The 25,372-nt window shown below is 63.5% G+C and carries 21 protein-coding genes; 13 read left to right on the top strand and 8 right to left on the bottom strand.

All coding sequences use genetic code 11. The features are described 5' to 3' along the window. Nucleotides 1-2: 2 nt before the first annotated feature. From H147_RS0107920 to H147_RS0107930, 3 genes are all read right to left on the bottom strand, one after another. Complete coding sequence (locus tag H147_RS0107920; RefSeq protein WP_043699568.1) at nt 3-884, bottom strand: lysophospholipid acyltransferase family protein; 882 nt, start codon at nt 882-884, stop codon at nt 3-5. Nucleotides 885-981: 97 nt separating this feature from the next. Beyond that, the gene (locus H147_RS0107925) at nt 982-1,371 is read right to left on the bottom strand and encodes a rhodanese-like domain-containing protein (RefSeq protein WP_019954823.1); all 390 of its coding nucleotides are present in this window, start codon (nt 1,369-1,371) and stop codon (nt 982-984) included. Nucleotides 1,372-1,390: 19 nt separating this feature from the next. Then, nucleotides 1,391-3,700 carry an adenosylcobalamin-dependent ribonucleoside-diphosphate reductase gene (locus H147_RS0107930; RefSeq protein ID WP_026352365.1) on the bottom strand — a complete coding sequence of 770 codons (2,310 nt, stop codon included), beginning with the start codon at nt 3,698-3,700 and terminating at the stop codon, nt 1,391-1,393. Nucleotides 3,701-3,894: 194 nt separating this feature from the next. On the opposite strand from H147_RS0107930, the gene H147_RS0107935 reads away from it, so the two are divergent. The 3 genes from H147_RS0107935 to H147_RS0107945 all read left to right on the top strand — a co-directional run bounded on the left by H147_RS0107935 (nt 3,895) and on the right by H147_RS0107945 (nt 7,254). Next, a complete protein-coding gene (locus H147_RS0107935) occupies nt 3,895-4,326 on the top strand; it encodes a DUF1489 family protein (RefSeq protein WP_019954825.1) in 432 nt (143 codons plus the stop codon). Nucleotides 4,327-4,390: 64 nt separating this feature from the next. Continuing rightward, nucleotides 4,391-5,932: an AMP-binding protein gene (locus H147_RS0107940; RefSeq protein WP_019954826.1), complete on the top strand. Its 1,542-nt coding sequence runs from the start codon at nt 4,391-4,393 to the stop codon at nt 5,930-5,932. Between the two features lie 101 nt (nt 5,933-6,033). Continuing rightward, complete coding sequence (locus tag H147_RS0107945) at nt 6,034-7,254, top strand: MFS transporter (RefSeq protein ID WP_019954827.1); 1,221 nt, start codon at nt 6,034-6,036, stop codon at nt 7,252-7,254. Here H147_RS0107945 and hisG read toward each other — a convergent pair whose 3' ends face one another. Genes hisG through H147_RS0107965 form a run of 4 tightly spaced genes read right to left on the bottom strand, consistent with a single transcriptional unit; the run spans nt 7,255 to nt 10,996 of the window. Further along, nucleotides 7,255-7,944 carry an ATP phosphoribosyltransferase gene (hisG, locus tag H147_RS0107950; RefSeq protein WP_019954828.1) on the bottom strand — a complete coding sequence of 230 codons (690 nt, stop codon included), beginning with the start codon at nt 7,942-7,944 and terminating at the stop codon, nt 7,255-7,257. Beyond that, entirely contained in the window at nt 7,938-9,017 is a 1,080-nt protein-coding gene (locus tag H147_RS0107955; protein ID WP_019954829.1) for an ATP phosphoribosyltransferase regulatory subunit, read from the bottom strand. The genes hisG and H147_RS0107955 overlap by 7 nt, the downstream gene beginning before the upstream one ends. Next, a complete protein-coding gene (gene hisS / locus H147_RS0107960; RefSeq protein ID WP_019954830.1) occupies nt 9,017-10,495 on the bottom strand; it encodes a histidine--tRNA ligase in 1,479 nt (492 codons plus the stop codon). Before hisS ends, H147_RS0107955 begins: the two co-directional genes overlap by 1 nt. A gap of 42 nt (nt 10,496-10,537) precedes the next feature. Further along, on the bottom strand, nt 10,538-10,996 hold the full coding sequence (locus tag H147_RS0107965; RefSeq protein ID WP_019954831.1) for an Lrp/AsnC family transcriptional regulator: 459 nt from the start codon (nt 10,994-10,996) through the stop codon (nt 10,538-10,540). Nucleotides 10,997-11,208: 212 nt separating this feature from the next. Here H147_RS0107965 and H147_RS19460 point away from each other — a divergent pair, with 212 nt between their 5' ends. Both H147_RS19460 and H147_RS0107975 read left to right on the top strand, forming a co-directional pair. Further along, nucleotides 11,209-11,895, top strand: a complete 687-nt coding sequence (locus H147_RS19460; RefSeq protein WP_019954832.1) for a phenylalanine 4-monooxygenase — start codon at nt 11,209-11,211, stop codon at nt 11,893-11,895. Nucleotides 11,896-11,904: 9 nt separating this feature from the next. Beyond that, a complete protein-coding gene (locus H147_RS0107975) occupies nt 11,905-12,108 on the top strand; it encodes a SlyX family protein (RefSeq protein ID WP_019954833.1) in 204 nt (67 codons plus the stop codon). Nucleotides 12,109-12,111: 3 nt separating this feature from the next. On the opposite strand, the gene dnaE is transcribed toward H147_RS0107975, so the two are convergent. Beyond that, nucleotides 12,112-15,678 carry a DNA polymerase III subunit alpha gene (dnaE, locus tag H147_RS0107980; RefSeq protein WP_019954834.1) on the bottom strand — a complete coding sequence of 1,189 codons (3,567 nt, stop codon included), beginning with the start codon at nt 15,676-15,678 and terminating at the stop codon, nt 12,112-12,114. Nucleotides 15,679-15,766: 88 nt separating this feature from the next. On the opposite strand from dnaE, the gene H147_RS0107985 reads away from it, so the two are divergent. The 8 genes from H147_RS0107985 to H147_RS0108020 all read left to right on the top strand — a co-directional run bounded on the left by H147_RS0107985 (nt 15,767) and on the right by H147_RS0108020 (nt 25,327). Then, nucleotides 15,767-16,063 carry an ArsR/SmtB family transcription factor gene (locus tag H147_RS0107985; RefSeq protein WP_026352366.1) on the top strand — a complete coding sequence of 99 codons (297 nt, stop codon included), beginning with the start codon at nt 15,767-15,769 and terminating at the stop codon, nt 16,061-16,063. Between the two features lie 166 nt (nt 16,064-16,229). Beyond that, a complete protein-coding gene (locus tag H147_RS0107990; protein WP_019954836.1) occupies nt 16,230-17,585 on the top strand; it encodes a xanthine dehydrogenase small subunit in 1,356 nt (451 codons plus the stop codon). Then, complete coding sequence (xdhB, locus tag H147_RS0107995) at nt 17,582-19,930, top strand: xanthine dehydrogenase molybdopterin binding subunit (RefSeq protein WP_019954837.1); 2,349 nt, start codon at nt 17,582-17,584, stop codon at nt 19,928-19,930. The genes H147_RS0107990 and xdhB overlap by 4 nt, the downstream gene beginning before the upstream one ends. Continuing rightward, a complete protein-coding gene (gene xdhC, locus H147_RS0108000) occupies nt 19,927-20,664 on the top strand; it encodes a xanthine dehydrogenase accessory protein XdhC (RefSeq protein ID WP_019954838.1) in 738 nt (245 codons plus the stop codon). Before xdhB ends, xdhC begins: the two co-directional genes overlap by 4 nt. Beyond that, on the top strand, nt 20,661-22,184 hold the full coding sequence (locus tag H147_RS0108005) for an ABC transporter ATP-binding protein (protein WP_019954839.1): 1,524 nt from the start codon (nt 20,661-20,663) through the stop codon (nt 22,182-22,184). The genes xdhC and H147_RS0108005 overlap by 4 nt, the downstream gene beginning before the upstream one ends. Before the next feature lie 50 nt (nt 22,185-22,234). Continuing rightward, a complete protein-coding gene (locus tag H147_RS0108010) occupies nt 22,235-23,314 on the top strand; it encodes an ABC transporter permease (RefSeq protein ID WP_019954840.1) in 1,080 nt (359 codons plus the stop codon). Continuing rightward, nucleotides 23,314-24,228 (top strand): ABC transporter permease, encoded by a 915-nt coding sequence (locus H147_RS0108015; RefSeq protein WP_019954841.1) that lies wholly within the window; start codon nt 23,314-23,316, stop codon nt 24,226-24,228. The genes H147_RS0108010 and H147_RS0108015 overlap by 1 nt, the downstream gene beginning before the upstream one ends. Before the next feature lie 25 nt (nt 24,229-24,253). After that, a complete protein-coding gene (locus H147_RS0108020) occupies nt 24,254-25,327 on the top strand; it encodes a BMP family ABC transporter substrate-binding protein (protein ID WP_026352367.1) in 1,074 nt (357 codons plus the stop codon). Nucleotides 25,328-25,372 lie beyond the last annotated feature (45 nt).

The following is a 25,372-nucleotide window of genomic DNA, read 5'->3' on the forward strand; positions in this document are numbered from 1 at the left end:
ACTTATCGGCGCGGCGTGTCCCACCGGCGCAGCATCCAGTACCATTGGTCAGGATGCGCCATGATCCGCGCCGACAGGCTGTCGTTGAAGGCCTGCGTCATGGTCACCGGATCGCTGTGCGGGATCGGCGCCTCGAACATGACATCAAAGGTTTCGCCGTCCGGGCGGCGCAACCCATAGGCTGGCACCATCGGCAGGTCGTACTTCAATGCCAGTTCCGCCGCCGCAAGCGAGGTCAGCGCGGGATGTCCGAGAAACGACAGCGCCGTCCCCTCGGCCTGCTTTTCATCCAGCAGGATCGCCATGAACCCGCCTGCGCGCAGGTGGCGCACCAGCGATTTTGTCCCTGACCGGCCCGTCTCAAGGATCGGCATGCCGCCTGCTTCGATACCTGCGCGCAGGCGGCGCTGATAATGCGGATTGGGCTGGCGCCGATAGATTGCGCCGGTTTCCATGCCGCGCGCCTTGAGCACGGCGCGCACGGCTTCCCATTGCCCGAAATGGCCCGAGACGATCAACGCGCCCTTGCCTGCGTCGCGCGCGGCCTCGAGCGCGGTCAAGCCCGGCCCGTCGGCATGAAACTTGTCGTGGCGGGACTGGAATTCTGCACAATGATAAATCTCGAACAGGGTCTGCCCCATAGCGCGCCCCATAGCCTGCCCGAGTGTTGCCCGCGCCCTGCGATCCATCGCGGGGAACACGCGCAGCACCTGCTTGTCAAACCGCCAACGGGCGGGCGGAAACCAGCGCATCACGAAACCGATGGCGGACCCCAAGGCCCGGGACCGTTTGTCGAACCGTCGCGCGCGCGACCATGTCAGGACGGACAGCAGCGGAACATACCGAAACTGGTTCCAAGCGTATCTGAGGGGGCGGCGCATCATGGCCGTCATGTGACGGGTCGGCACCGCCTTGCCAAGGGCCAAACTGCATCGGGCGCGGCAAGTGGCCGATGCCACCAGCGAAGGCGCAGCGCGAATGTCAGCAGATGGTGCAGCCTTGTGCGGCGCTCGGCGCAACAGGCGTGTAGCCTTCACCCAGAACCCGCAGCATACCGCCTGAGATATCGATGACCGGGACATCCGTGATTGCGGCGATCTGCCGCGCCGCGCGCGAGGTGCGGTTGCCCGACCGGCAGATCAGCGCGATGCTTTGCCCGTCCTGCAACAGCGGGGCTATCGCTGCCAGAAAACTCTCGGCATCGCGGTAACTGTGCAGCAAGGCCCCGTCGATCACGCCGGTCTGCTGCCATTCGTCCGGTTCGCGGATATCGACCAGCAGGACATTCGGATCGCTGGCAAGGGCCTGCCCCGACGGTGCCGCCGTGAACAGGTTGTCCTGTGCCGCAGCCGGACCTTGCGCCAGGGCCAAGGCACGCAGAGAGCCGCGATCAGCCGCATTTGGAAAATCCGCAAGAGGCGCAAGTCATGCAGCCTTCGACCATGCGCAGGTCATAGGACCCGCAGGACGAACAGGCCTTGCCCCGCTTGCCGCCGTTCAGCGTGACGACGTCGGCGGTGGGGTCGGTTTTCAGCCCCAGACCTTCGCCCGCCAGAAATCCGATCGAGACCATGTGCCGTTCGATCACGCCGCCGATTGCCGCGAGGATCGAGGGGACGTATTTGCCCTGCATCCACGCCCCGCCACGCGGGTCGAACACGGCTTTCAGTTCTTCCACCACGAAGGTCACGTCGCCGCCGCGCCGGAACACCGCCGAGATCATCCGCGTCAGCGCCACGGTCCAGGCGAAATGTTCCATGTTCTTGGAATTGATGAAGATCTCGAACGGGCGCCGGTGCCCCGCCACGATCAGGTCGTTGATCGTGATGTAGATCGCGTGTTCGCTGTCGGGCCATTTGAGCTTGTAGGTCGCCCCTTCCAACTCCTGCGGCCGGTCCAGCGGTTCGGACATATAGATCACTTCGCCGCCGAGCGTGGTGACTTCAGACCCTGCCGGGTCGCCTCCGGCGGGAGTATTTTCGGAAATAAGAAGCTGCGGTTTTTCTTCCGAGACGGACAGGACCGAGCCGGTCACGTCATTTGGCCGGTAGGTCGTGCAGCCTTTGCAGCCCTGGTCCCAGGCGGCCATGTAGACCTCCTTGAAGGCATCGAAGCTGATGTCTTCGGGGCAGTTGATGGTTTTGGAAATGCTGCTGTCGATCCATTTCTGTGCGGCCGCCTGCATGCGGACGTGATCGAGCGGGGCGAGCGTTTGCGCGTTGACAAAATAGTCCGGCAGCGGGGCGTCGCCTTTCAGGTCGCGCCACATCTGGACGGCGTAATCGACGACCTCTTCCTCGGTCTTCGTGCCGTCTTTTTGCAGAACCTTGCGGGTATAGGCATAGGCAAAGACGGGTTCGATCCCCGATGACACGTTGCCCGCGTAAAGGCTGATCGTGCCGGTGGGCGCGATGGAGGTCAGCAATGCGTTGCGGATGCCGTGGGTGCGGATCGCCCCGCGCACGTCGGCGTCCATCTGCTGCATCGCACCGCTGGCGAGGTATTTGTCGGCGTCGAACAGGGGAAACGCGCCTTTTTCCTTCGCGAGCTCCACCGAGGCCAGATAGGCCGCGCGCGCAATGGCATGCATCCAGGCGTCGGTTTGGGCTGCCGCCTCTTCCGAGCCATAGCGCAGCCCGACCATCAGCAAGGCATCGGCAAGACCGGTGACGCCCAGCCCGATGCGGCGCTTGTTCATCGCCTCTTGCTGTTGGGCCGGCAGCGGAAAGCGCGAGGCGTCCACGACATTGTCCATCATCCGCACGGCGGTGGCGACCAGATCGGTCAGGGCGTCCGCGTCCAGTTTCGCGCGGTCGCTGAACGGGTCGCTGACCAGCCGCGCCATGTTGATCGACCCCAGAAGGCAGGCGCCATAAGGCGGCAATGGCTGTTCGCCGCAGGGGTTCGTCGCCGCGATGGTTTCGCAGTAGTTCAGGTTGTTCATCTGGTTGATGCGGTCGATGAAGATCACACCCGGTTCGGCATAATCATAGGTCGATTGCATGATCGTGTCCCACAGATCGCGCGCCTTGAGGGTCTTGTACACTTGCCCGCCGAACACGAGATCCCAGTCGCCGCCCGCCTTGACTGCCGCCATGAACGGATCGGTGATCAGGACCGACATGTTGAACATCCGCAGGCGCGCGGCGTCGGATTTAGCGGTGATGAAGGCTTCGATGTCGGGGTGGTCGCAGCGCATCGTGGCCATCATCGCGCCACGGCGCGAGCCCGCCGACATGATCGTGCGGCACATCGCGTCCCAGACATCCATGAAGGACAGAGGCCCCGAGGCATCGGCGGCAACACCCAGTACCGACGCACCCTTCGGCCGGATGGTGGAGAAATCATAGCCGATGCCGCCGCCCTGCTGCATGGTCAGCGCGGCCTCTTTGAGCATGTCGAAGATGCCGCCCATGCTGTCGGGCACGGTGCCCATGACAAAGCAGTTGAACAGCGTCACCGACCGCGCGGTGCCAGCCCCTGCCGTGATCCGGCCGGCGGGCAGGTATTTGAAATCGGCCAGCGCGTCGTAGAATTTGCCTTCCCACGCCTGCGGGTCGGCCTCTACCGCGGCAAGAGATTTGGCGATCCGGTGCCATGTATCCTCGACCGTCGTGTCGATCGGAGTGCCGTCGGCCTGTTTGAAACGGTATTTCATGTCCCAGATCTGTTCGGCGATGGGGGCTGCGAAATGGGACATCGGTTTTGCTTTCATGCTGGCGGCCATGGCGAAGAGACGCCATGTTAGGTCAGTTGCAGGGATTCTGGAACGGTCTTGTAGACCGCCATATCTTGTGGTTTCAACCTGCATCGACGGTTCTGGATCGTATATTTTGTCGCAGCCTTGCTTTTCGATCCTGCCGCCTTAACTCACGCTCATCCCGGGGGGGATAGATGACAAATACAGTCCACCTGCTCAAGCTTTCAGTCGGCACCGATGACGTGGCCGATCTTGCCGCGTGGCAGGCGGACAGGCGCGCGCAGACCGAAGACGGGCTGCCGCGCCACATCACCCGCATGTGGCCCAAGCGCGAAGATGAAATCCTGAACGGCGGGTCGATCTATTGGGTGATCAAGGGTGTGATCCTGTGCCGCCAACCTATCCTGCGGCTTGATGAGTATATTGGCGGCGACGATATCCGCCGCTGCGCCATCGTCTGCAAACCCGGATTGATCCGTGTTGCAGCCACCCCCAAGCGCGCCTTTCAGGGCTGGCGCTATCTGCCTGTGGCGGACGCCCCCGACGATCTGCCCGCAGGTCGCCAGCATGAAGAGGCGCTGCCGCCCGAATTGTCCAAGGCACTGGCCGCCATCGGGGTGCGCTGACTTGTGACTGGCTTTCGGCTGCTGCCTGACGCATCCTGACCCCAGCATTTCTGGGGAGGAAAGCATGTCCATCTACCATTCGCCTTTTGCCGACGTCCCATTGCGCGGCCAATCCATCACCGAACGTGTCTTTGAGGGGTTGGCCGCCCGCCCGGGTGACGTGGTGCTGATCGACGGACCGACCGGGCGCAGCGTGACGGCGGCGGATTTCATGGATCAGGTCAAGCGGCTTGCGGGCGGGCTGACGGCGGCGGGGTTGGGGCATGGTAAGGTCGTGGCCCTGATGGCCCCCAATATGCCTGAATATTGCGTGATCTTTCACGCCGTGGCATGGGCGGGCAGCACAATCACCACGCTGAACCCGACCTATACCGCGACCGAGATCCGCCACCAGCTTGCGGATTCGCGGGCCGACATTCTTATAACCATCCCCGATTTTATGGCCACCGCGCGGGATGGCGCGGGTACGCTGGACGTGATCGCCATCGGCACGCCCGCCTATGACGCGCTGATGGGCGACCCTTTGCCTGAACAGGTGCCAGTCGATATCGTCGCGCATACCGTCGTGCTGCCTTATTCGTCCGGCACCACGGGCCTGCCCAAAGGTGTGATGCTGTCGCATCGCAACCTTGTCGTGAACGTGGACCAGATCATCGCCGCAGCCGATTTCCGCGCGGGCGAGGTCGCGGCGGGGTTCCTGCCGTTCTTTCATATCTACGGCATGACCGTGCTGATGAATGTCCATCTGGCAGGCGGTGGCGCAGTTGTGACGATGCCGCGTTTCGATTTGCCGCTGTTTTTGCAGATCAGTCAGGATCACAAGGCGCGGCGCATGTGGATCGTCCCGCCGGTGGCGCTCGCGCTGGCCAAGCATCCGCTGGTGGACCAATATGATCTGTCCAGCGTCGAACAGGTGTTTTCGGGTGCCGCACCGATGGGGGCGGAATTGTCGAATGCCGTGGGCAAACGGCTGGATTGCATCTGCCTGCAAGGCTACGGGATGACCGAGCTTGCCCCCGTGTCCCATGTCACGCCTGCCAAGGCGGCCGTCGCGGGTGCCTCTGGCCAATCGGTGCCGAATACATCCTGCCGGATCGTTGATATCGAGACGGGGGCGGATTTGCCTGCGGGGCAGGACGGCGAATTGTGGATCAAGGGGCCGCAGGTGATGCAGGGCTATCTGAACAACCCCACCGCCACCGCCGCCACGATCACGGATGACGGCTGGCTGCGCACGGGAGACATCGCGCGGATCGACGATCAGGGTTATATGTTCATCGTCGACCGGCTGAAGGAACTCATCAAATACAAAGGCTTTCAGGTCGCCCCCGCCGAGCTGGAGGCCGCCCTTGTCGCGCTCGACGGGATCACCGATGCCGCCGTGATCGGCCTGCCGGATGCCGAGGCGGGCGAATTGCCGATTGCCTTTGTCGTGGCGCGGGACGGGGTCGCCGACACCGACGCGATCTTGGCGCATCTGGGCCGGACGCTGGCGCATTACAAGCAATTGCACCAGATCCATGTCGTGCCGGAAATCCCCAAATCCGCCTCGGGCAAGATCCTGCGGCGCCTGTTGCGCGACCGGATCGCGGCGCCCGGCGAATGACGCCATCCGGCGTCGGGACAAAAACGCCACGCGGCGTCGCATTGTGACAAGTCTGGGCGCGTGATGCGCCTAGGGTGGCGGCAATTCAAGAAAGCCGTCCCATGCACGAACGCCGAATCCCCGAATGGTTGCGCCATGCTCCGGCGCCCGGCGTGCGGGGGTTCGCCACCCTTGCAGGCACCGAGGCTGTCGCGCGCGGCATCCTGATCTCGGTCTTTCCACTGGCGATGTACAATGCGTTGCAGGACGCGCAGCTGATCTCCGAGGCGTATTTTCTTGTCGGCGTGCTGTCACTGGCGGTCGGGCTGATGGTGCCCTTCACGACCCGCTATCTGCCGCGCCGCTGGGTCTATGTGATCGGGGCCAGCCTGTTCGTGACAGGATCTCTTCTGGCGGCGACGGGCAAGCCGATGGCGGTCGTCGTGGGCCTCGGGCTGAACACGATGTCCACGGTCATCACCTTCGTCTGCTTCAACGCCTATGTGATGGACTATATCGCCAAGGTGCAACTGGGGCGGCTGGAAACCTCGCGGCTGTTCTACAGTGCTGCGGGCTGGACGATCGGGCCTGCGCTGGGGGTGTTCCTGTACAGTTGGTGGTCGCCTGCGCCGTTCTTTATCGCCGCCTGCGCCTCTTTTTCAATGATGAGCCTGTTTTTATGGATGCGCCTTGGCAATGGCAAGCTGATCACCAAGGCGACGCGGCCCCCCGCCAATCCGCTCGCGTTCCTGCCGCGCTTTGCGGGGCAACCAAGGCTGATCGCGGGCTGGATTTTCGCGGTGATCCGGTCGGCGGGCTGGTGGGTCTATATCGTCTATCTGCCGATCTACGCGATTGAAAACGGGCTGGGCGACAGGATTGCCGGAACCGTTCTGTCGATGTCGAATGCCGCGCTGTTCGTTACCCCGCTGATGCTGCGCTGGATGCAGAAACGATCGATCCGCTATGCCGTGCGCACGGGGTTCGTCATGGCGGGATGTCTGTTCAGCATCGCGGGGCTGGCCTCTGGCTGGCCTTGGGTCACGGTGCTGGCGCTGGTTGGCGGGTCGTTTTTCCTGATCCTGCTGGACGTCTCGGGCGGGTTGCCTTTCCTGCTGGCGGTCAAAGCGTCGGAGCGGACGGAAATGGCCGCCGTCTATGCCAGTTTCCGTGACGTGTCGGGTATCCTGACCCCCGGCACGGCATGGCTGGTCTTGCTGTTCGCGCCGGTGGCGGGCGTCTTTGTCGCCTCGGGGGCAAGCCTTCTGGCGGCATGGGCGCTGTCGTCCAAGCTGCATCCGCGCCTTGGACGGGCGCGGATCAGGATCGCACCGGCCGAGTGATCAAAGGTCGAGGACCAGTTCCAGCGCCTTGAGGATCTTGCGCTGCTCGGGCGTCCAGTTGGCGCGGCTGCCGCGGAACAGCGTCGCCTGGCTGGCGTGGATCAGCCCGTCGGACAGCACCTTCAACCCGTTGGCGCGCAGCGTCTCGCCGGTCGAGGTGATATCGGCAATCGCTTCGGCGGTTTCGTTCTTGACCGTGCCTTCGGTTGCCCCCTGACTGTCGATCAACTGGTAATCGGCTACGCCATTGTCGCGCAGGAATTCGCGCACCAGCCGGTGGTATTTGGTGGCGATCCGCAGGCGAAACCCGTGCTGCGCGCGAAACGCCGCCGCCGCTGCATCGAGATCATCCAGCGTATCGACATCGACCCATCCCTGCGGCACCGCGATGACCAGATCGGCACCGCCAAAGCCCATCAGCGCCATTTCGCGCACGCGCCGGTCCCAGTTCACCAGCTTTTCGCGCACCAGATCGGACCCGGTCACACCCAGATGGATATTGCCCAGCGCAAGTTCGCGCGGGATTTCGCCCGCCGACAACAGCACCAGTTCTAGGCCCTCGATCCCGTCGACGGCACCGGCATATTCGCGTTCCGACCCCGATTTGCGTAAGGTGACGCCGCGTGCACCGAACCAATCAAAGGTCTTTTCCATCAGCCGCCCCTTGGACGGCACACCAAGTTTCAGCATTTGCCCACCTCCAGCGCCAGATCGGGGCGGATCACACCGCCCACCGCTGGCACCGCACGGCCCTGCCCCAACCGCGCGGTCAGCGCGTCATAGCGGCCCCCCGTGGCGATAGGCGGCAATTCGGGGCGGTCGCTGGCGTAAAACCCAAAGACAAAGCCGTCGTAATATTCCAACGAGGTCCGCCCATAGCTGCCCTCAAAGTCGAGCGTGTCAACATCGATCCCGCGTGCGGCCATCGCATCCAGACGCGCCTCCATCCGGCGCACGGCGCTGCCGATGCTGGGCATATCTACGGCGATATCGCGCAGCACGCTGAGCGCGTCGGTGCTGGTCGCGCGCAAGCCAAGGATCGCGTCGATCAGCGCGGTCTCGTCCGATGACAAGGGCGCGGCTTCAGCATCCGCACGCAAGGCTGCGATACGGGCGGCAACCTCCGCCCGGCTGCGCAGCCCGACCTCGGGACCGGCGCTGGCAAAAGGATCATCCGTCGCCAGCAAGGCCGCGCGCAACGGCGGCACCTCGCCCGACCCGTAACGGCGCAAGAGCGCGCGAAACCGGCCCGGCCGCCAGATATGGCGCAGCAAAGCCGCCTTGCGGTCGTCGGTCGTGCGCAAACCCCGCACCGCCGCCATCAGCACGCCGATATCACCTGTCGCCGCGCGCAGCGGCAGACCGGCCAGCCCTGCGGCGATCACGGCAAAGACTTCGGCATCGGCGGCGGCAGGGTTCTGGCCGTCGAACACCTCGTATCCCACCTGCACATATTCGTTGGCGCGGGTCTCGTCGGTTTCCTGCTTGCGGAACACCTTGCCCGAATAGGTATAGCGCGCCGGATCGGCATAGGTTTCCATATGCATCTGAACGACCGGCACGGTGAAATCGGGGCGCAGCACCTTTTCGCCGCGCAACGGATCGGCGGTCAGATAGGCGCGCGCGCGGATATCCTCGCCGTAAAGGTCCAGCAGCAGATCGGCCGGTTGCAGCACATCCGCCTTGACCACAATTGCCCCCTGCGCTGCAAAATGGTCCCGCAGGCGGCGGGCCTCGGTCAGGGTCGCGGGCGAGGTCGGCATCAGCCCTGCCCGTCCAGAATGGCGCGTACCTTTGCGACCATCTGATCACGCGGCACTTCGGACTGGCTGGGGCGGTCTTTCCATTCCTCCAGCGTCGCGTTCTTGGCGAGCTGCGCCCCAAGGATAAGGTCCTTGATCTGCACGACACCTTTGGCGAATTCGTCACCCCCCGCGATGATCGCGACAGGAGAGGCGCGCTTGTCGGCGTATTTCAACTGGTTGCCGAAATTCTTGGGATTGCCGAGATAGACTTCCGACCGGATCCCCGCCTTGCGCAATTCGGCCACCATCGTCTGGTAATCGGCCATATGCGCGCGGTCCATGACGGTGACGATCACGGGACCGGCAGCCTCGGACGTGATCCGCCCCGTCGCGCGCAACGCCGCCAGCAGCCGGTCCACCCCGATGGAAACTCCCGTAGCCGGTACTTCCTGTCCAGTAAAGCGCTTGACCAGATCGTCATAACGCCCGCCCCCCGCGACGGAGCCGAAATTGCGCTGACGGCCCTTTTCGTCGGTGACCTCGAAGGTCAGTTCGGCCTCATATACAGGGCCGGTGTAATAGCCCAGACCGCGCACGACAGACGGGTCTATGATGATGCGGTCAGGGCCATAGCCTTGGGCAGACAGCAGCCCCGAGATCTCTTCCAACTCCGCGACACCCGCAACGCCGATCTGCGAGCCTGCGACCAGTTCCGCCAGACGGGCGACGGTGGCGGCACCCGTATCGCGCTTGGCCTCCATGAACCCTATCACGACATCCGCCTGCGCCTCGCTCAGCCCCGCGCCCTTGGTGAAATCGCCACTTTCATCCTTGCGCCCCTCGCCCAGCAACGCCCGCACGCCCGCTACGCCGAGCCGGTCGAGCTTGTCAATCGCACGCAGCACGATCCCGCGCTCGGCCTCCTTGTCATCCCCCGACAGGCCCGCCACTTCCAGCACGCCGTTCAGCACCTTGCGGTTATTCACGCGGATCACATAATCCCCACGCGCGATGCCGACCTCTTCCAGACAATCCGCCAGCATGGCGCAAATCTCGGCATCGGCGGCGACACTGGCCGCCCCCACCGTATCGGCATCACACTGGTAAAACTGCCGGAACCGCCCCGGCCCCGGCTTTTCATTGCGCCAGACCGGACCCATCGCATAACGGCGGTAAGGCGAGGGCAGATCGTTGCGATATTGCGCCGCCACCCGTGCAAGCGGTGCCGTCAGATCATAGCGCAGCGCCAGCCAGTCGGCATCCTCCTGCCAGGCGAACACCCCCTCGTTCGGGCGGTCCACATCGGGCAGGAACTTGCCCAAAGCCTCGACCGTCTCGACCGCCGAAGTCTCCAGCGCGTCGAACCCGTAGCGATGATAGACCGCCGCGATCTTGGCCAGCATCGCGGCCCGTTCGGTCACATCCGCGCCGAAATAATCCTGAAACCCCTTGGGTGTCACAGCCTTGGGGCGGGGGGTTTTCTTGTCATTGGCCATCGCGCTGTTCCTCTTGATCCCGCGCCGTTTACCGCGCCAATGTCACAGGGGCAATGCAGTCGTATATTTCAGCTCTTTGAGACTGAACGACGACACGACCGATTTGACAAAAGGCTGGCGGAGCAGCGCATGGGTCATGAAGGCCTCGTAGGCCTCGACATCGTGACAGCGGATTTTCAGGATGTAATCGGCGGTGCCCGACACGGCATGCGCCTCCATGATCTCGGGATGGGCGCGGGTCACGGCGGCAAAACCCGCAATCGCGGCCTCGCCATGATCCGACAGCCGGACAGTGGCAAACAAACAAAGGGCCACCTCTGCCTTGCGCGGATCGAGCAAGGCGAAACGGCCTTTCAACAGCCCCACCGCCTCGAACTCCTGCACCTTGCGCCAGACGGTCGATGTGGCCATGCCCGTCTGCGTGGCCATCTCAGCCAGTGACAGCGCGGCGTTGCCCTGCAGAACCCGCAGCAAGGCGCGCTCCTGATCGGACAATTTCATATCTGTGATCTTTCTGACTTCTTATTTCCAAAAATACTCATTTCATTGCCTGAAAGGCAAGAAATTGCGCCTGAACCGGATCACAGTGTTCGCGAAGGAGGTTCCGAGATGCCCAAAGACACCACCTATGCCTCTGTGCTGCCCGATGCGGACGGGCTCTATCCCTACGCACCCGAAGACGATGCCGTCTGGGGCATCTGTTCACCTGCCAGATGGCCTTCCTGCCCGGCAAGGTCGCGCCGGACTACCTCGATGGTGTGGAAAAGCTTGGGCTGAACGCCGCCAAGACCCCGCAGGTGCGCGACATCGACGCCCGCCTTCATGCGCTGACAGGCGCTGGCGCGCATGGCGTGCCCGCAATCATCCCGCCATCGCAGTTTTTCGACCTGCTGGCCCAGCGCAAGTTTCCGGTCGCCACGTTTCTGCGGCGGCGCGAACATATGGACTATATCGAGGAACCGGACCTCTTTCACGAGGTGTTCGGCCATTGCCCGTTGCTGACCAACGCGGCTTACGTCGATTTCATCGCAGGGTTCGGCCAAAAGGCGCTGGCGATGGACAAGGCCGACCGCTGGTTCATTTTCCGCCTGTTTTGGTTCACCGTCGAATTCGGGATGATCCGCACCGATGACGGCTTGCGCGCCTATGGAGCGGGCATCGTGTCATCCCCCGCCGAGGCCGCGCATGCGCTGTCGGGCGATGCGCTGATGCAGGACTTCGATCTGCTGACGGTGTTCCGCACGCCCTACCGGATCGACATCGTGCAGCCGACCTATTTCGTGATCGACGGGTTCGACCAGTTGGCCGGTCTGCTCGACAACGATTTCGCGGCGGTGATCGCGCAGGCGCGCGCGATGGGCGACCTGCCTGCTCTTTTCGAAGGCAAGAAGTCCGTGTAGGTGTCGGGCATGACCGACATCATCCCCCTTGAAGAAAAGATCGCCCATCTGACGCGCACGGTGGATGATTTGTCCGATATCGTCGCGCGTCAGGAAAAGGAACTGGCGCTGCTGACCCGCCGCATGGCGATGCTGATGGAACGCGAAGCCGCGCGCGAAATGGAAACAGGTGGGTCGATCCCCTTGGGCGACCAGCGCCCGCCGCATTGGTAGACCTCAGGCGTCCTCGACCTCGATCACCCCGCCAAGGCTGCGCAGAGCCCCCTTGATCTGCGGATTAACCGGAAACGGCTCGCCCAGATCAAGCTCGACCTCGCCCGGCAGATCGGCATTCGTCAGGCAGATATAGACCGGACCGCGCGCGGCCCGCACCCCGTCGCGGGCGGCATTGGCCAGAATGCTGGCAATCGTATCGATGGCAGAGGGGCTGTCGATGAACACGCGCAGCCCCGCTGACCCCGCATCCGCCACCACGCTGTCGATGGGCGACACCGACCGGCCCAAGAGCTTGAGCTGGTCCGCCTCCATCGTCGCCTCGCATTGCAGGACGATCTGCGATCCGGTGTCGAGATAGGCGCGCGCAACCTCGAGCGTGTCGGAAAACATCGTGACCTCGTATTGCCCTGTCGGATCGGACAATTGCACAAAGGCGAAACGGTTGCCGCGTGCCGATTTGCGTTCCTGCCGCCCCGACACGGTGCCCGCCATCTTTACCACCGCAGGCCCGCGTTCGGCTTTGGCGATCACCTCATCCAGCGTCAGCACCTGCTTGCGCTTCAGCGCGCCCATGTAATCGTCAAGCGGATGGCCCGAGAGATAGAAACCAATCGCCTTGAATTCCTCGGCCAGCCGTTCGGCGGGCAGCCAGTCGTCACCGAAGGCAAGGCGCGGTTCGGGCAAATCCTCGCCTGCGTCACCAAACAGCGACACCTGATTGGATGATTTCTGATCATGGATCGCCGCCGAATAGGCGGTCAGCGCATCAAGGCTGTCCATCACGCGCCGCCGGTTCCGGTCGAGTACGTCGAAAGCCCCCGCGCGCGCGAGCATCTCCAGCGACCGTTTGCCGATGCGTTTGAGATCGCAGCGCCGCGCGAAATCGAACAGGTTCACAAACGGTTTCGATGTCGCCCCGGACCCCGCTCCGGGGCCTCCGGCAGAGTGTGGCCCCGCGTCAAGCCCGGAATCACCCTCGCGGCCCGCCACGATCAGCTTCATCGCCTCGACGCCCACGTTCTTCAAAGCACCCAGCGCATAAACCAGCTTGCCGTCCTGCACCTCGAACGTGGCACCCGACCGGTTCACGCAAGGCGGGATGTAGTCGATCCTGAGGCCCTTCTTCACTTCCTGAAAATACACACCCAGCTTGTCGGTCAGGTGGATATCGCAGTTCATCACACCGGCCATGAATTCAACCGGGTGATTGGCTTTCAGCCACGCCGTCTGATAACTGACCACCGCATAGGCGGCGGCGTGGGATTTGTTGAACCCGTAATTGGCGAATTTTTCGAGAAGGTCGAACACCTCGCGCGCCTTTTTCGGCTCGACCCCGTTAGCCTTGGCGCCCGCCTCGAACTTGGGGCGTTCCTTCGCCATTTCTTCGGCGATTTTCTTGCCCATCGCGCGGCGCAACAGGTCCGCCCCGCCAAGGCTGTAGCCCGCCATGACCTGCGCGATTTCCATCACCTGTTCCTGATAAACGATGATGCCTTGGGTTTCCGCCAGAATATGGTCGATCGACGGGTGGATCGATTCCAGTTCCTTGATCCCGTTCTTCACCTCGCAATAGGTGGGGATATTCTCCATCGGGCCGGGCCGATACAGCGCCACAAGCGCCACGATATCCTCGATGCACGTCGGTTTCATGCGCTTGAGCGCATCCATCATGCCCGAGCTTTCCACCTGAAACACGGCGATGGTTTTCGCAGAGGCGTAGAGCGCGTAGGATTTCGGATCATCCAGCGGGATCGCCCCGATGTCGTATTCGAACCCCACGGGCGGCTGGTACAGCACATCGCCATCCGCCGTGACATTCAGGCTGCGCCCCGCCTTGCGGATCAGTTCCACCGCGTTCTGGATCACGGTCAGGGTTTTCAGCCCCAGAAAGTCGAATTTCACCAGCCCCGCCTGTTCGACCCATTTCATGTTGAACTGGGTCGCGGGCATGTCCGAGCGCGGGTCCTGATACAGCGGGACCAGCTCGTCCAGCGGACGGTCCCCGATCACCACACCGGCGGCATGGGTCGAAGCGTTGCGCAGCAGCCCTTCGACCTGTTGCGCATAGGTCAGAAGGCGTTGGACGACCTCTTCATTCTTGGCCTCTTCGCGCAGGCGAGGTTCATCGGCCAGCGCCTTTTCGATGCTGACGGGTTTGACGCCTTCGACGGGGATCATTTTCGACAGGCGGTCCACCTGCCCATAAGGCATCTGCAACACACGGCCGACATCGCGCACGGCGGCCTTGGACAGAAGCGCACCAAAGGTGATGATCTGGCCCACACGGTCGCGGCCGTATTTGTCCTGCACATAGCGGATCACCTCTTCGCGGCGATCCATGCAAAAGTCGATGTCGAAGTCGGGCATCGACACACGTTCGGGGTTGAGGAAGCGTTCGAACAGCAGGCTATAGCGCAAAGGGTCCAGATCGGTGATCAAGAGCGCATAGGCCACAAGCGAGCCTGCCCCCGACCCCCGCCCCGGCCCCACGGGAATCCCGTTGTCCTTGGCCCATTTGATGAAATCGGCGACGATCAGAAAATAGCCGGGAAACCCCATGCCCTCGATGATGCCCAGTTCGAATTCGAGCCGTTTTTCATAGTCCTCGACCGAGGCCGCATGCGGGATCACGGCCAGGCGATCGCGCAGGCCTTCCTGTGCCTGACGGCGCAGTTCGGCCACCTCGTCATCGGCGAATTTGGGCAGGATCGGCGCGCGTTTATACGCCTTGAACGCGCAGCGTTGCGCGATCTCGATGGTGTTTTCCAGTGCTTCGGGCAGGTCCGCGAACAGCGTCGCCATTTCGCGCGGCGTCTTGAAATAATGCTGCGACGTCAGGCGGCGGCGCGGTTCCTGCTGGTCGACATAAGCGCCATCTGCGATGCAGATCAGCGCATCGTGGGCCTCATAGAACGCGGCCTTGGGGAAATAGACGTCATTGGTCGCAACCAGCGGCAGGCCCTTGGCATAGGCCATTTCGACATGGCCACGTTCAGACAGGCGTTCGGCCTCGGGCAGGCCACCGTCAACCGGATGGCGCTGCAATTCGACATAGAGCCGGTCAGGGTAGATCGCCGCCAACTGGTCGAGCAACAGTTCAGCCTTGGCCTGCTGGCCATGCCGCAAGAGCCGCCCGATCGGGCCGTCAGGGCCACCCGTCAGGCAGATCAGACCCGCGCTGTATTGCGCCAGTTCATCGACCGTGACCTGCGGCAATTCCCCCGCAGCATCGAGATAGGCGCAGGAATTGAGTTTCATCAGGTTCAGATAGCCCGCCTCGTTCTGCGCCAGCAGCACGATGGGTGCCGGAGCCTCGGGCCGTTTGCCGGGTTCGGGCGTCGCATAAGCGAGATCCAGCTGGCAGCCCATGATGGGCTGCACACCCGCCTTGGTCGCGTATTCGGAAAACTCCAGCGCGCAGAACATGTTGTTGGTATCGGTCACGGCGACCGCAGGCATCCCCATGCCCGCCGCCAAGGGGGCCAGCGATTTGACCGGCACCGCCCCTTCCAGCAGGGAATATTCGGTATGGGTGCGCAGGTGGATGAATCGGGGCTGATCTGTCATGCGCCAAGGGTAGCGGATGGGCGCGCAGGCACAAGGTGGCGCGGGCCTGTCGCTTGACTTGGACCTTCTTCGGCTGACACTGCGTGCGATGACTGACAAACTCGATTCCTTTTTTGGGGCCATGTCCGACCCGACCCGCCGCGCGGTGCTGGAACGGCTGGCCGCCGGGCCCGCGAGCGTGGGCGAGCTGCACAAGCCGCACAAGATGGCGCTGCCGACCTTCATGCGGCATCTCAAGGTGCTGGAGGACAGCGGCGTCGTGCGGTCGATCAAGAAAGGGCGCGTGCGCACCTGCCAGCTTGAAACCGCGCCTCTGATCGAGGTGCAAGGCTGGCTGGCGTGGCAGCGCGCGATCTGGGAAAACCGCGATACAGGCCAGCCCTGAGCGCCGCCCGCTTTTTCAGCGAACGCAACGCCGCCGGGCAAGTGCCGTTGAAAACCCTTGCAAACCGGCCTGCAGCCCGTTTTGATACGCTGTGACAACGGGCAGATGTCTACGCCGCATCGACATCTGCATCCTTTTGATCTGGTAAGGCGGCAGGTCTACACCAATGGAAATCACGTTTCTTCTCAACGGGGAAACCATGCGTGTCACGGCGCAACCCACGACGACGTTGCTGGACTGGCTGCGCAATGGACGCGGCCTCTGCGGCACCAAGGAAGGCTGCAACGAAGGCGATTGCGGGGCCTGCACCGTGATGGTGACCGACGACAGTGGCGCGAAAGCGCTGAACGCCTGCATCCTGTTTCTGCCGCAACTGCATGGCAAGGCCGTGCGCACCGTCGAAGGGATCGCCGCACCGGATGGCACGCTGCACCCTGTCCAGCAGGCGATGATCGACCATCACGGGTCGCAATGCGGGTTCTGCACCCCCGGTTTCATCGCCGCGATGGCGACCGCGCATCTGGCAGGCCGCACCGACCATGACGATGTGCTGGCAGGCAACCTGTGCCGCTGCACCGGCTACGCCCCGATCATCCGGGCGGCCAAGGCGGCAGAGGCGCAGCCCAGCCCCGACTGGATGCAGGACACACCGCCTGCTGTGGAAACGGTGCCTTATGCGCCCGAAACACTGGACGCTCTGGCCGCCTTCTATGCCGCCAATCCCGACGCGGTGATCGTCGCGGGCGCAACCGATGTGGGGCTGTGGGTGACCAAGCAATTGCGCGATCTGCCAAAGCCCCTGTTCCTGCACCGCTGCACCGATCTGCAGCAGGTTGAGGTTACGGATGATGCACTCCATTTCGGCGCAACCGTCACGATGACCGCGGTGCTGGATGTGCTACGCGACCATCATCCGTCCTACGCCGAACTGGTCCGGCGGTACGGGTCCGATCAGGTGCGCAACGCCGCGACCATCGGCGGCAATATCGCCAACGGGTCACCCATCGGGGATAATCCGCCCGCGCTGATCGCACTGGGGGCGCAGCTGCATCTGCGGCGCGGCGATGCTCTGCGCGAGATGCCGATCGAGGCTTTCTTTCTCGACTACGGCAAACAGAACCGCCAGCCCGGCGAATTGGTGACGGGTGTGACCCTGCCCCGCCACGCGCCTGACCTGCGCTGCTACAAAATCTCCAAACGCTTCGATCAGGACATCTCGGCGGTGTGCGGCTGTTTCAATATCAGCGTCGTGGAAGGCGTGGTCGCATCGGCGCGCATCGCCTTTGGCGGCATGTCGGGTATACCCGCGCGCGCCACAACGGTCGAGCAGGCATTGATCGGCCAGCCGTGGACGCAAGCCACAGTTGATGTGGCTGCCGGCTCTTTTTCTGATGATTTTACGCCTCTGTCGGACATGCGCGCCAGTGCTGCTTATCGACTTGAGGTCGCGCAGAACCTGCTGCACCGTTATTTCGCGCAAAGTCAGGGGCAAGCCGCCAATGTGCTGGAGGTATCGGCATGAGCGTTGCGAAACCTTTGCCGCATGATGCCGCACATCTGCATGTGACGGGTGCCGCGCGCTATATCGACGATATCCCGACGCCTGCGGGGACACTGCATCTGGTGTTCGGCCTGTCGGATGTGGCCAAGGGCATGATCACCGCGATTGACCTTGCCGCCGTGCGCGCGGCCCCCGGTGTGGTCGCGGTGCTGACAGCGGCTGACCTGCCTTTCGCCAACGACGTGTCGCCGTCGGTCCATGATGAGCCGCTGCTGGCGACAGGCGAGGTCCATTACCTTGGCCAGCCGCTGTTTCTGGTAGTAGCCGACAGCCATCTGGCCGCACGCAAGGCGGCACGGCTGGGCAAGGTGGACATCGCAGCGCAAACGTCGATCCTGACCATTGACGAGGCTTTGGCAGCCGAGAGCCGGTTCGAGGATGGCCCGCGCATCTGGACCAAGGGCGATGTGGAGGGCGCACTTGCCACCGCGCCTCGCCGCATCACGGGCCAGATCACCATGGGCGGGCAGGAACATTTCTACCTCGAAGGGCAAGCAGCCCTCGCCCTGCCGCAGGAAGGCGGGGATATGGTGGTGCAAAGTTCCACCCAGCACCCCACGGAAATCCAGCACAAGGTCGCGGATGCGTTGGGTCTGCCAATGCATGCCGTGCGCTGCGAAGTGCGGCGAATGGGTGGCGGATTCGGCGGCAAGGAGAGCCAGGGCAACGCGCTGGCCGTCGCCTGTGCGGTGGCGGCGCGGTTGACGGGGCGGCCCTGCAAGATGCGCTACGACCGCGACGACGATATGATGATCACCGGCAAACGGCACGATTTCCGCATCACCTATGATGTGGGTGTGGATGAAGATGGCCGATTGCTGGCGGTGGATTTCGTGCAGATGACGCGCTGTGGCTGGGCGCTGGACCTATCGCTGCCGGTGGCGGACCGCGCGATGCTGCATGCCGATAACGCCTATCACCTGCCCGCCACGCGGATCACCTCGCACAGGCTGAAAACCAATACCCAATCGGCCACGGCGTTTCGCGGGTTTGGCGGGCCGCAGGGGGTGTTGGGCATCGAGCGGGTGATGGATCATGTCGCGGCGGAACTGGGGCTGGATCCCGTGGTTGTCCGGCAACGGAATTTCTATGCACCGATGGCGGATGGGGGGCTGTCTGCCCCCCACGGTGCTGCGCACCTGCCCCCCGAGGATATTTCCGCTCGGAAGATGGAAGCGCAGACCACGCCTTATCACATGCCGGTCACGGATTTCATCCTGCACGGGTTGGCAGAGCGGTTGTTGGAAACCTCCGACTATCACGCGCGGCGCGCGGCGATTGCGCGCTGGAACGATGGGCAGCCGGTGTTGAAACGCGGGATCGCCTTCAGTCCGGTGAAGTTCGGGATTTCCTTCACACTGTCGCATCTCAATCAGGCGGGCGCGCTGGTGCATGTGTATCAGGACGGGTCTGTTCATATGAACCATGGCGGCACCGAAATGGGGCAAGGCCTGTTCCAGAAGGTCGCGCAGGTGGCGGCAAGCCGTTTCGGAATCGACGTGGCGGCGGTCAAGATCACGGCGACGGATACCGCCAAAGTGCCGAATACCTCGGCGACGGCGGCCTCTTCGGGGTCGGATCTGAACGGGATGGCCGTGGCCAATGCCTGTGACACGATCCGCGACCGGATCGCGGCGTGCCTTGCGCAACTGCATCAGGCGCGGATCGAGGATGTGCATTTTGCCGATGGCCATGTGCATGTCGGCGGCGATGTGATGACTTTTGCCAAGGCCGCGCAGACCGCCTATTTCCAGCGCGTCAGCCTGTCGGCCACGGGGTTCTACAAGACGCCGGGGCTGAGTTGGGATCGCATCAAAGGCGAAGGCACGCCGTTTTTCTATTTCGCGCAAGGGGCGGCGGTGACCGAGGTGGTGATCGACGCGCTGACCGGCGAGAACCGGATTTTGCGCACGGATTTGCTGCATGATGCGGGGGCATCGCTGAACCCCGCGCTTGATATCGGCCAGGTCGAGGGGGCCTATGTCCAAGGCGCAGGCTGGCTGACCACCGAGGAACTCGTGTGGGACGCCAAAGGCCGGCTGCGTACCCATGCGCCGGCGACCTACAAGATCCCCGCCTGTTCGGACCGGCCTGATGTGTTCAACGTGGCGCTGTGGGACCAGCCCAATCCGGCGCAGACGATCTATCGGTCCAAGGCCGTGGGCGAGCCGCCGTTCATGCTGGGGATTTCCGCGTTTCTGGCGCTGTCGGCGGCGGTGCAGGCCTGCGGGCCGCACTACCCTGATCTGCAGGCGCCTGCGACGTCGGAAGAAGTGCTGCGCGCCATCCACAGGTCGCGCGGATGACGGGCATCCGCATCACTGTCGCGGGCACGGCGGGATCGGCCCCGCGCGAGGCGGGGGCGCAGATGATGGTCTGGCCGGATCGCACCGAAGGGACAATCGGCGGTGGCGCGCTTGAATGGGATGCCATGGCAGAAGCGCGCCGGATGCTGGCCGAAGGCCGGACGCAGCATCGTGCGACGATCCCGCTGGGGCCTGCCTTGGGGCAGTGCTGCGGCGGATCGGTGACATTGCTGTGGGAGGTGGCGGAGGCGCTGGACGAACAGCCGCGCCGTCCGTTGTGGATTTACGGCGCAGGCCACGTCGGCCGCGCGGTCGTGCACGTGATGCAGCCTTTGCCCAATTTCGCGATCACCTGGGTCGATGTGGCCGCTGACCGGTTTCCACAAACGGATGTCACCACGCTGGTCGCCGTTGATCCCGCGCAGGTGGTGCGTCATGCGCCGGATGAGGCCGAACACCTGATCCTGACCTACAGCCATGCGCTTGATCTGGCGTTGTGCCATGCGATCCTGTCGCGACCGTTCGCCAGCGCGGGGCTGATCGGGTCGGCCACGAAATGGGCGCGGTTTCGCAAAAGACTGGGCGATCTGGGTCACAGTTCCGCACAAATCGACCGCATCGCCTGCCCGATCGGGGATCCGGCGCTGGGGAAACATCCCGCAGCCCTTGCGCTTGGCGTCGCAACCGCCATGATCGGCACCGATACGCGCCAGAGCAGGGAACGCCGGGCATGACCACACCATTGCTGCGCCTGAGCGGCCTGACGAAAGCCTATCCGGGGGTCGTCGCCAATCAGGATGTGTCGTTCGATGTGCAGGCGGGCGAGATTCACGCGCTGTTGGGTGAAAACGGCGCGGGTAAATCGACATTGGTCAAGACGATCTATGGACTAGTCAAACCCGATGCCGGGCAGATGGCGTTGCAAGGCGCGCCTTTTGTCCCCGCCGAACCCCGTGCGGCGCGCGCTGCGGGTGTGGCGATGGTGTTCCAGCATTTCTCGCTCTTCGATGCGATGAACGTGGCTGAAAATATCGCGCTGGGCATGGAAAACCCGCCGCCCCAGCGCGAGATCGCGGCGCGTGTGCGGCAGGTGTCGGACCAATACGGCCTGCCGCTGGACCCGTCGCGGATCGTGGGGGAATTGTCGGCAGGCGAACGCCAGCGGGTCGAGATCGTGCGCTGCCTGTTGCAGGACCCCAAGCTGTTGATCATGGACGAGCCGACATCGGTGCTGACCCCGCAAGAGGTTGCGATCCTGTTCGAGACCCTGCGCCGGCTGCGCGCGGCGGGTACGGCGATCCTTTATATCTCGCACAAGCTCGAAGAAATCCGCGCGCTGTGTGATGCGGCCACTGTATTGCGGCTGGGCCGTGTGGTCGGCACCTGCGATCCGCGCGCCACATCCGCGCGCGAGATGGCCGAATTGATGGTCGGTAGCAGCCTGCATGTGCCGCACAAGGCCGCACGCCCCGAAGGGGATGTGATCCTGACCTTGCAGGGGCTGAGCGCGAAGGCCCCGCACCGCTTTGGCACCGCGCTGCGCGAGATCGACCTGACGGTCCGGCGCGGCGAGATTCTGGGCATCGGCGGCGTGGCGGGCAACGGGCAGGACGAGCTGGTCGCGGCCTTGTCGGGGGAAATCCGCACGGCGCGCGACATGGTGCAGTTTGATGGTCAAGGCATCGGGCATCTGGCCCCAAATGCGCGCCGCCATCTGGGGTTGCTGGCCGCACCCGAGGAACGGATGGGCCATGCCGCCGCCCCCGATATGAGCCTGACTGAAAATGCGCTGCTGACGGCGGCGGTCCGGCAGCACCTGACCGCGCGCGGGTTTGTGCGCTGGGGCAAGGCGCGCGCATTCGCAGGCAGCGTGATTGCCGCGTTTGACGTGCGCACACCGGGGGCGGGCAATACCGCGCGGTCGCTGTCGGGGGGCAACCTGCAGAAATTCGTGATCGGCCGCGAGATCATGCAGGCCCCTGCGCTGCTTGTCGTCAACCAGCCGACCTGGGGCGTCGATGCCTCGGCTGCGGCGGCGATCCGGCAGGCGCTGCTGGATCTGGCGGCCAAGGGGGCGGCGGTGATCTGCATCAGTCAGGATCTGGACGAGCTGATGGAAATCTCGGACAGGTTCGCGGCGTTGAACGGCGGGCGGTTGTCGGACCCACGCCCGGCGCAAGGGCTGAACGTCGAGCAGATCGGGCTGATGCTGGGCGGGGCGCATGACATGGAGGTGGCGCATGTGGATGCCTGACTTTGAGGCCTCCGGCGGGGATACTTGGGCTCGAAAGATGGGGGGATCGCATGATCCGGCTTGAGAAACGCACGGCCCCGTCGCGGTTCTGGACCTATGCCGCCCCCCTGCTTGCGGTGGTGCTGACGATGGTCTGCGGGGCGCTGTTGTTCGCGGCACTGGGCAATGATCCTTTCGTGACGATCCGCACGATTTTCTGGGACCCGCTGTTTTCGGAATTCTCCTGGTATTACCGCCCGCAACTGCTGATCAAGGCGGCGCCGCTGGTCCTGATCGCCATCGGGCTGTCGTTCGGGTTCCGCGCAGGCGTGTGGAACATCGGGGCGGAAGGCCAGTATATTCTGGGCGCGATCTGCGGTGCTGCTGTCGGGTTGGCGTTCTACCCGACGGAATCCGTGTTCATTTTCCCGTTGATGATCGTTGCGGGGGCCTTGGGCGGCTGGGCCTGGGCGATGATCCCCGGTTTTTTGCGGGTCAGGTTCGGGACCAATGAAATCCTTGTGTCGCTGATGCTGGTCTATGTGGCGCAGAACCTGCTCGCCTCGATGGCGCTGGGGGCCTTGCGCAACCCAGATGCCAGCGGTTTTCCGGGCAGCCGGAACCTTGCGCGCTATCCGTCGGCGACAAGCTGGATCAATGAAGGCGCGGGGCTGCATTGGGGGGTCGTCTTTGCCTTCATCGCGGTGATTTTCGCCTATATCACGCTGTCGCGGCATATCTTTGGGTTCCATGTGCGCCTGTCGGGGCAAAGCCCACGCGCGGCACGGTTTGCAGGCGTCAACCCCGGCCTGCTGGTGTTGATCTGTATGGGGATATCGGGGGCGCTGGCCGGGCTGGCGGGATTGTTCGAGGTGGCAGGCCCGTCGGGGCTGATCAGCATCGACTTCAACGCAGGATATGGGTTCACCGCGATCATCGTGGCCTTTCTGGGCCGGTTGCACCCCGTGGGTATCCTGCTGGCGGCGGGATTGATGGCGCTGACCTATATCGGCGGCGAGATCGCGCAGTCCAACCTGCGCCTGCCTGCGGCGGCGATCCAGCTGTTGCAGGGGATGCTGTTGTTCTTCCTTCTGGCGGTGGATGTGCTGACACATTACCGCGTCCGGTTCACTTCGCGGAGGGTTGTGTAATGGATCTGTCAGCCATCAACCCGATCCTGCTGCTGGCATCCCTGATGGTGGCCGCGACCCCGATCCTGCTGGCCGCCATCGGCGAATTGGTCGTCGAGCGTGCGGGCGTGCTGAACCTTGGCGTCGAGGGGATGATGATCACCGGCGCTGTCTGCGGGTTCATCGCGACGATCACGCTGGGATCGTCGGTTCTGGGCTTTGCGGGTGCAGCGCTTGGCGGGGCCTTGCTGGCACTGGTCTTTGGCATTCTGACGCAGGTTTTGCTGTCCAACCAGGTGGCGACGGGGCTTGCCCTGACGTTGTTCGGGCTCGGGCTCGCAGCGCTGCTAGGGCAGGGCTATATCGGGATCAAGGCACCCGTCATTCCCAAATGGCCAGTGCCTGTGCTCAGCGATATTCCCGTGATCGGGCCGATCCTGTTCAACCATGATCCTGTCGTCTATCTGGGCATCCTGATCGTCGCGGCGGTGTGGTTTTTCCTGAGCTTCACACGGGCGGGGCTGATCCTGCGGGCAGTCGGTGAAAACCACGATGCGGCGCATGCGCTGGGTTATCATGTGATTCGCGTCAGGCTGCTTGCGATCATGTTCGGCGGGGCCTGCGCGGGGCTGGGCGGCGCCTATCTCAGCCTTGTGCGCGTGCCGCAATGGACCGAAGGGCTGACCGCCGGTGCAGGCTGGATCGCGCTGGCCATCGTGGTTTTTGCAAGCTGGCGGCCATGGCGACTTTTGCTTGGTGCTTATTTATTTGGCGGGGTGACCGTCTTGCAGCTTAATCTGCAGGCGGCGGGGTTGGCGGTCCCGGTCGCCTATCTTTCCATGGCACCATATCTGGCAACTATTCTGGTTCTGGTTATGATGCGGGCGGGACGGGCACCGGGGTCGCTGGCCCAACCTTTCCACGCCTCGCGTTGAGGCTTTGACCACCAAGGGGATGAACATGAGTATCAAGAACTTACTGGCCGGGACGGGTATTGCCCTTGCCTTGGCGACAGGCGCTTTTGCGCAGGACCCGACGACTGTCGGTTTCGTCTATGTAGGCCCCGTCGGTGACGGCGGCTGGACCTATGAACACGATCAGGCCCGTCAGGCCGTCGAAGCCCATTTCGGCGACGCCGTCGAGACGGTCTTTGTCGAAAGCGTGCCCGAAGGCCCCGATGCCGAACGCGTCATGACGCAGATGGCGCTGCAGGGTGCCGACCTGATCTTTACCACGTCCTTTGGCTACATGGACGCCACGATCAACGTGGCCGAGCGCTTTCCCGACGTGAAATTCGAACACGCGACCGGCTACAAGATGGCCGATAACGTGGCGATCTATAACGCCCGTTTCTACGAAGGTCGTGCCATTCAGGGCCATATCGCGGGCCAGATGACCGAAAGCAACATCATCGGCTATATCGGGTCCTATCCGATCCCCGAGGTGATTCAGGGCATCAACTCTGCCTTCATCCACGCGCGTGAAGTGAACCCCGATGTCGAATTCCGCGTCGTCTGGGCCTATACATGGTTCGACCCCGCGAAAGAGGCAGAAGCCGCGACCGTGCTGATCGAACAGGGTGCGGACGTGATCCTGCAGCACACCGATTCGACCGCACCGCAGGCTGCCGCTCAGGCCGCTGGCAACGTGGTCACCTTCGGTCAGGCGTCCGACATGGCGGAATTCGCGCCGTTCCCGCGTGTCTCCTCCATCATCGACGATTGGGCGCCCTATTACATCGCCCGCACGCAGGCCGTCATTGATGGCACATGGGAAAGCACCGACACTTGGGACGGTATCCCCGAAGGCATGGTCAGCATCGGTGAGATCACCGACGCCGTGCCAGCCGAAGTGAAAGCCTCTGCCGAGGCGATGATCGAGGCGATCCGCGCAGGCGAATACCACCCGTTCACCGGACCGCTGAACCGTCAGGACGGGTCGGTCTGGCTGGCCGATGGCGAAGTCGCCAGCGATGAGGATCTGCTTGGCATGAACTTCTATCTCGAAGGTCTGACTGGCGAAATTCCGCAATAAGCGGGCTGAACCGGATGAAAGGCCCCGCCACTGGCGGGGCCTTTT

Source organism: Yoonia vestfoldensis DSM 16212 (assembly GCF_000382265.1).
In the GTDB taxonomy this organism is placed as follows: domain Bacteria; phylum Pseudomonadota; class Alphaproteobacteria; order Rhodobacterales; family Rhodobacteraceae; genus Yoonia; species Yoonia vestfoldensis.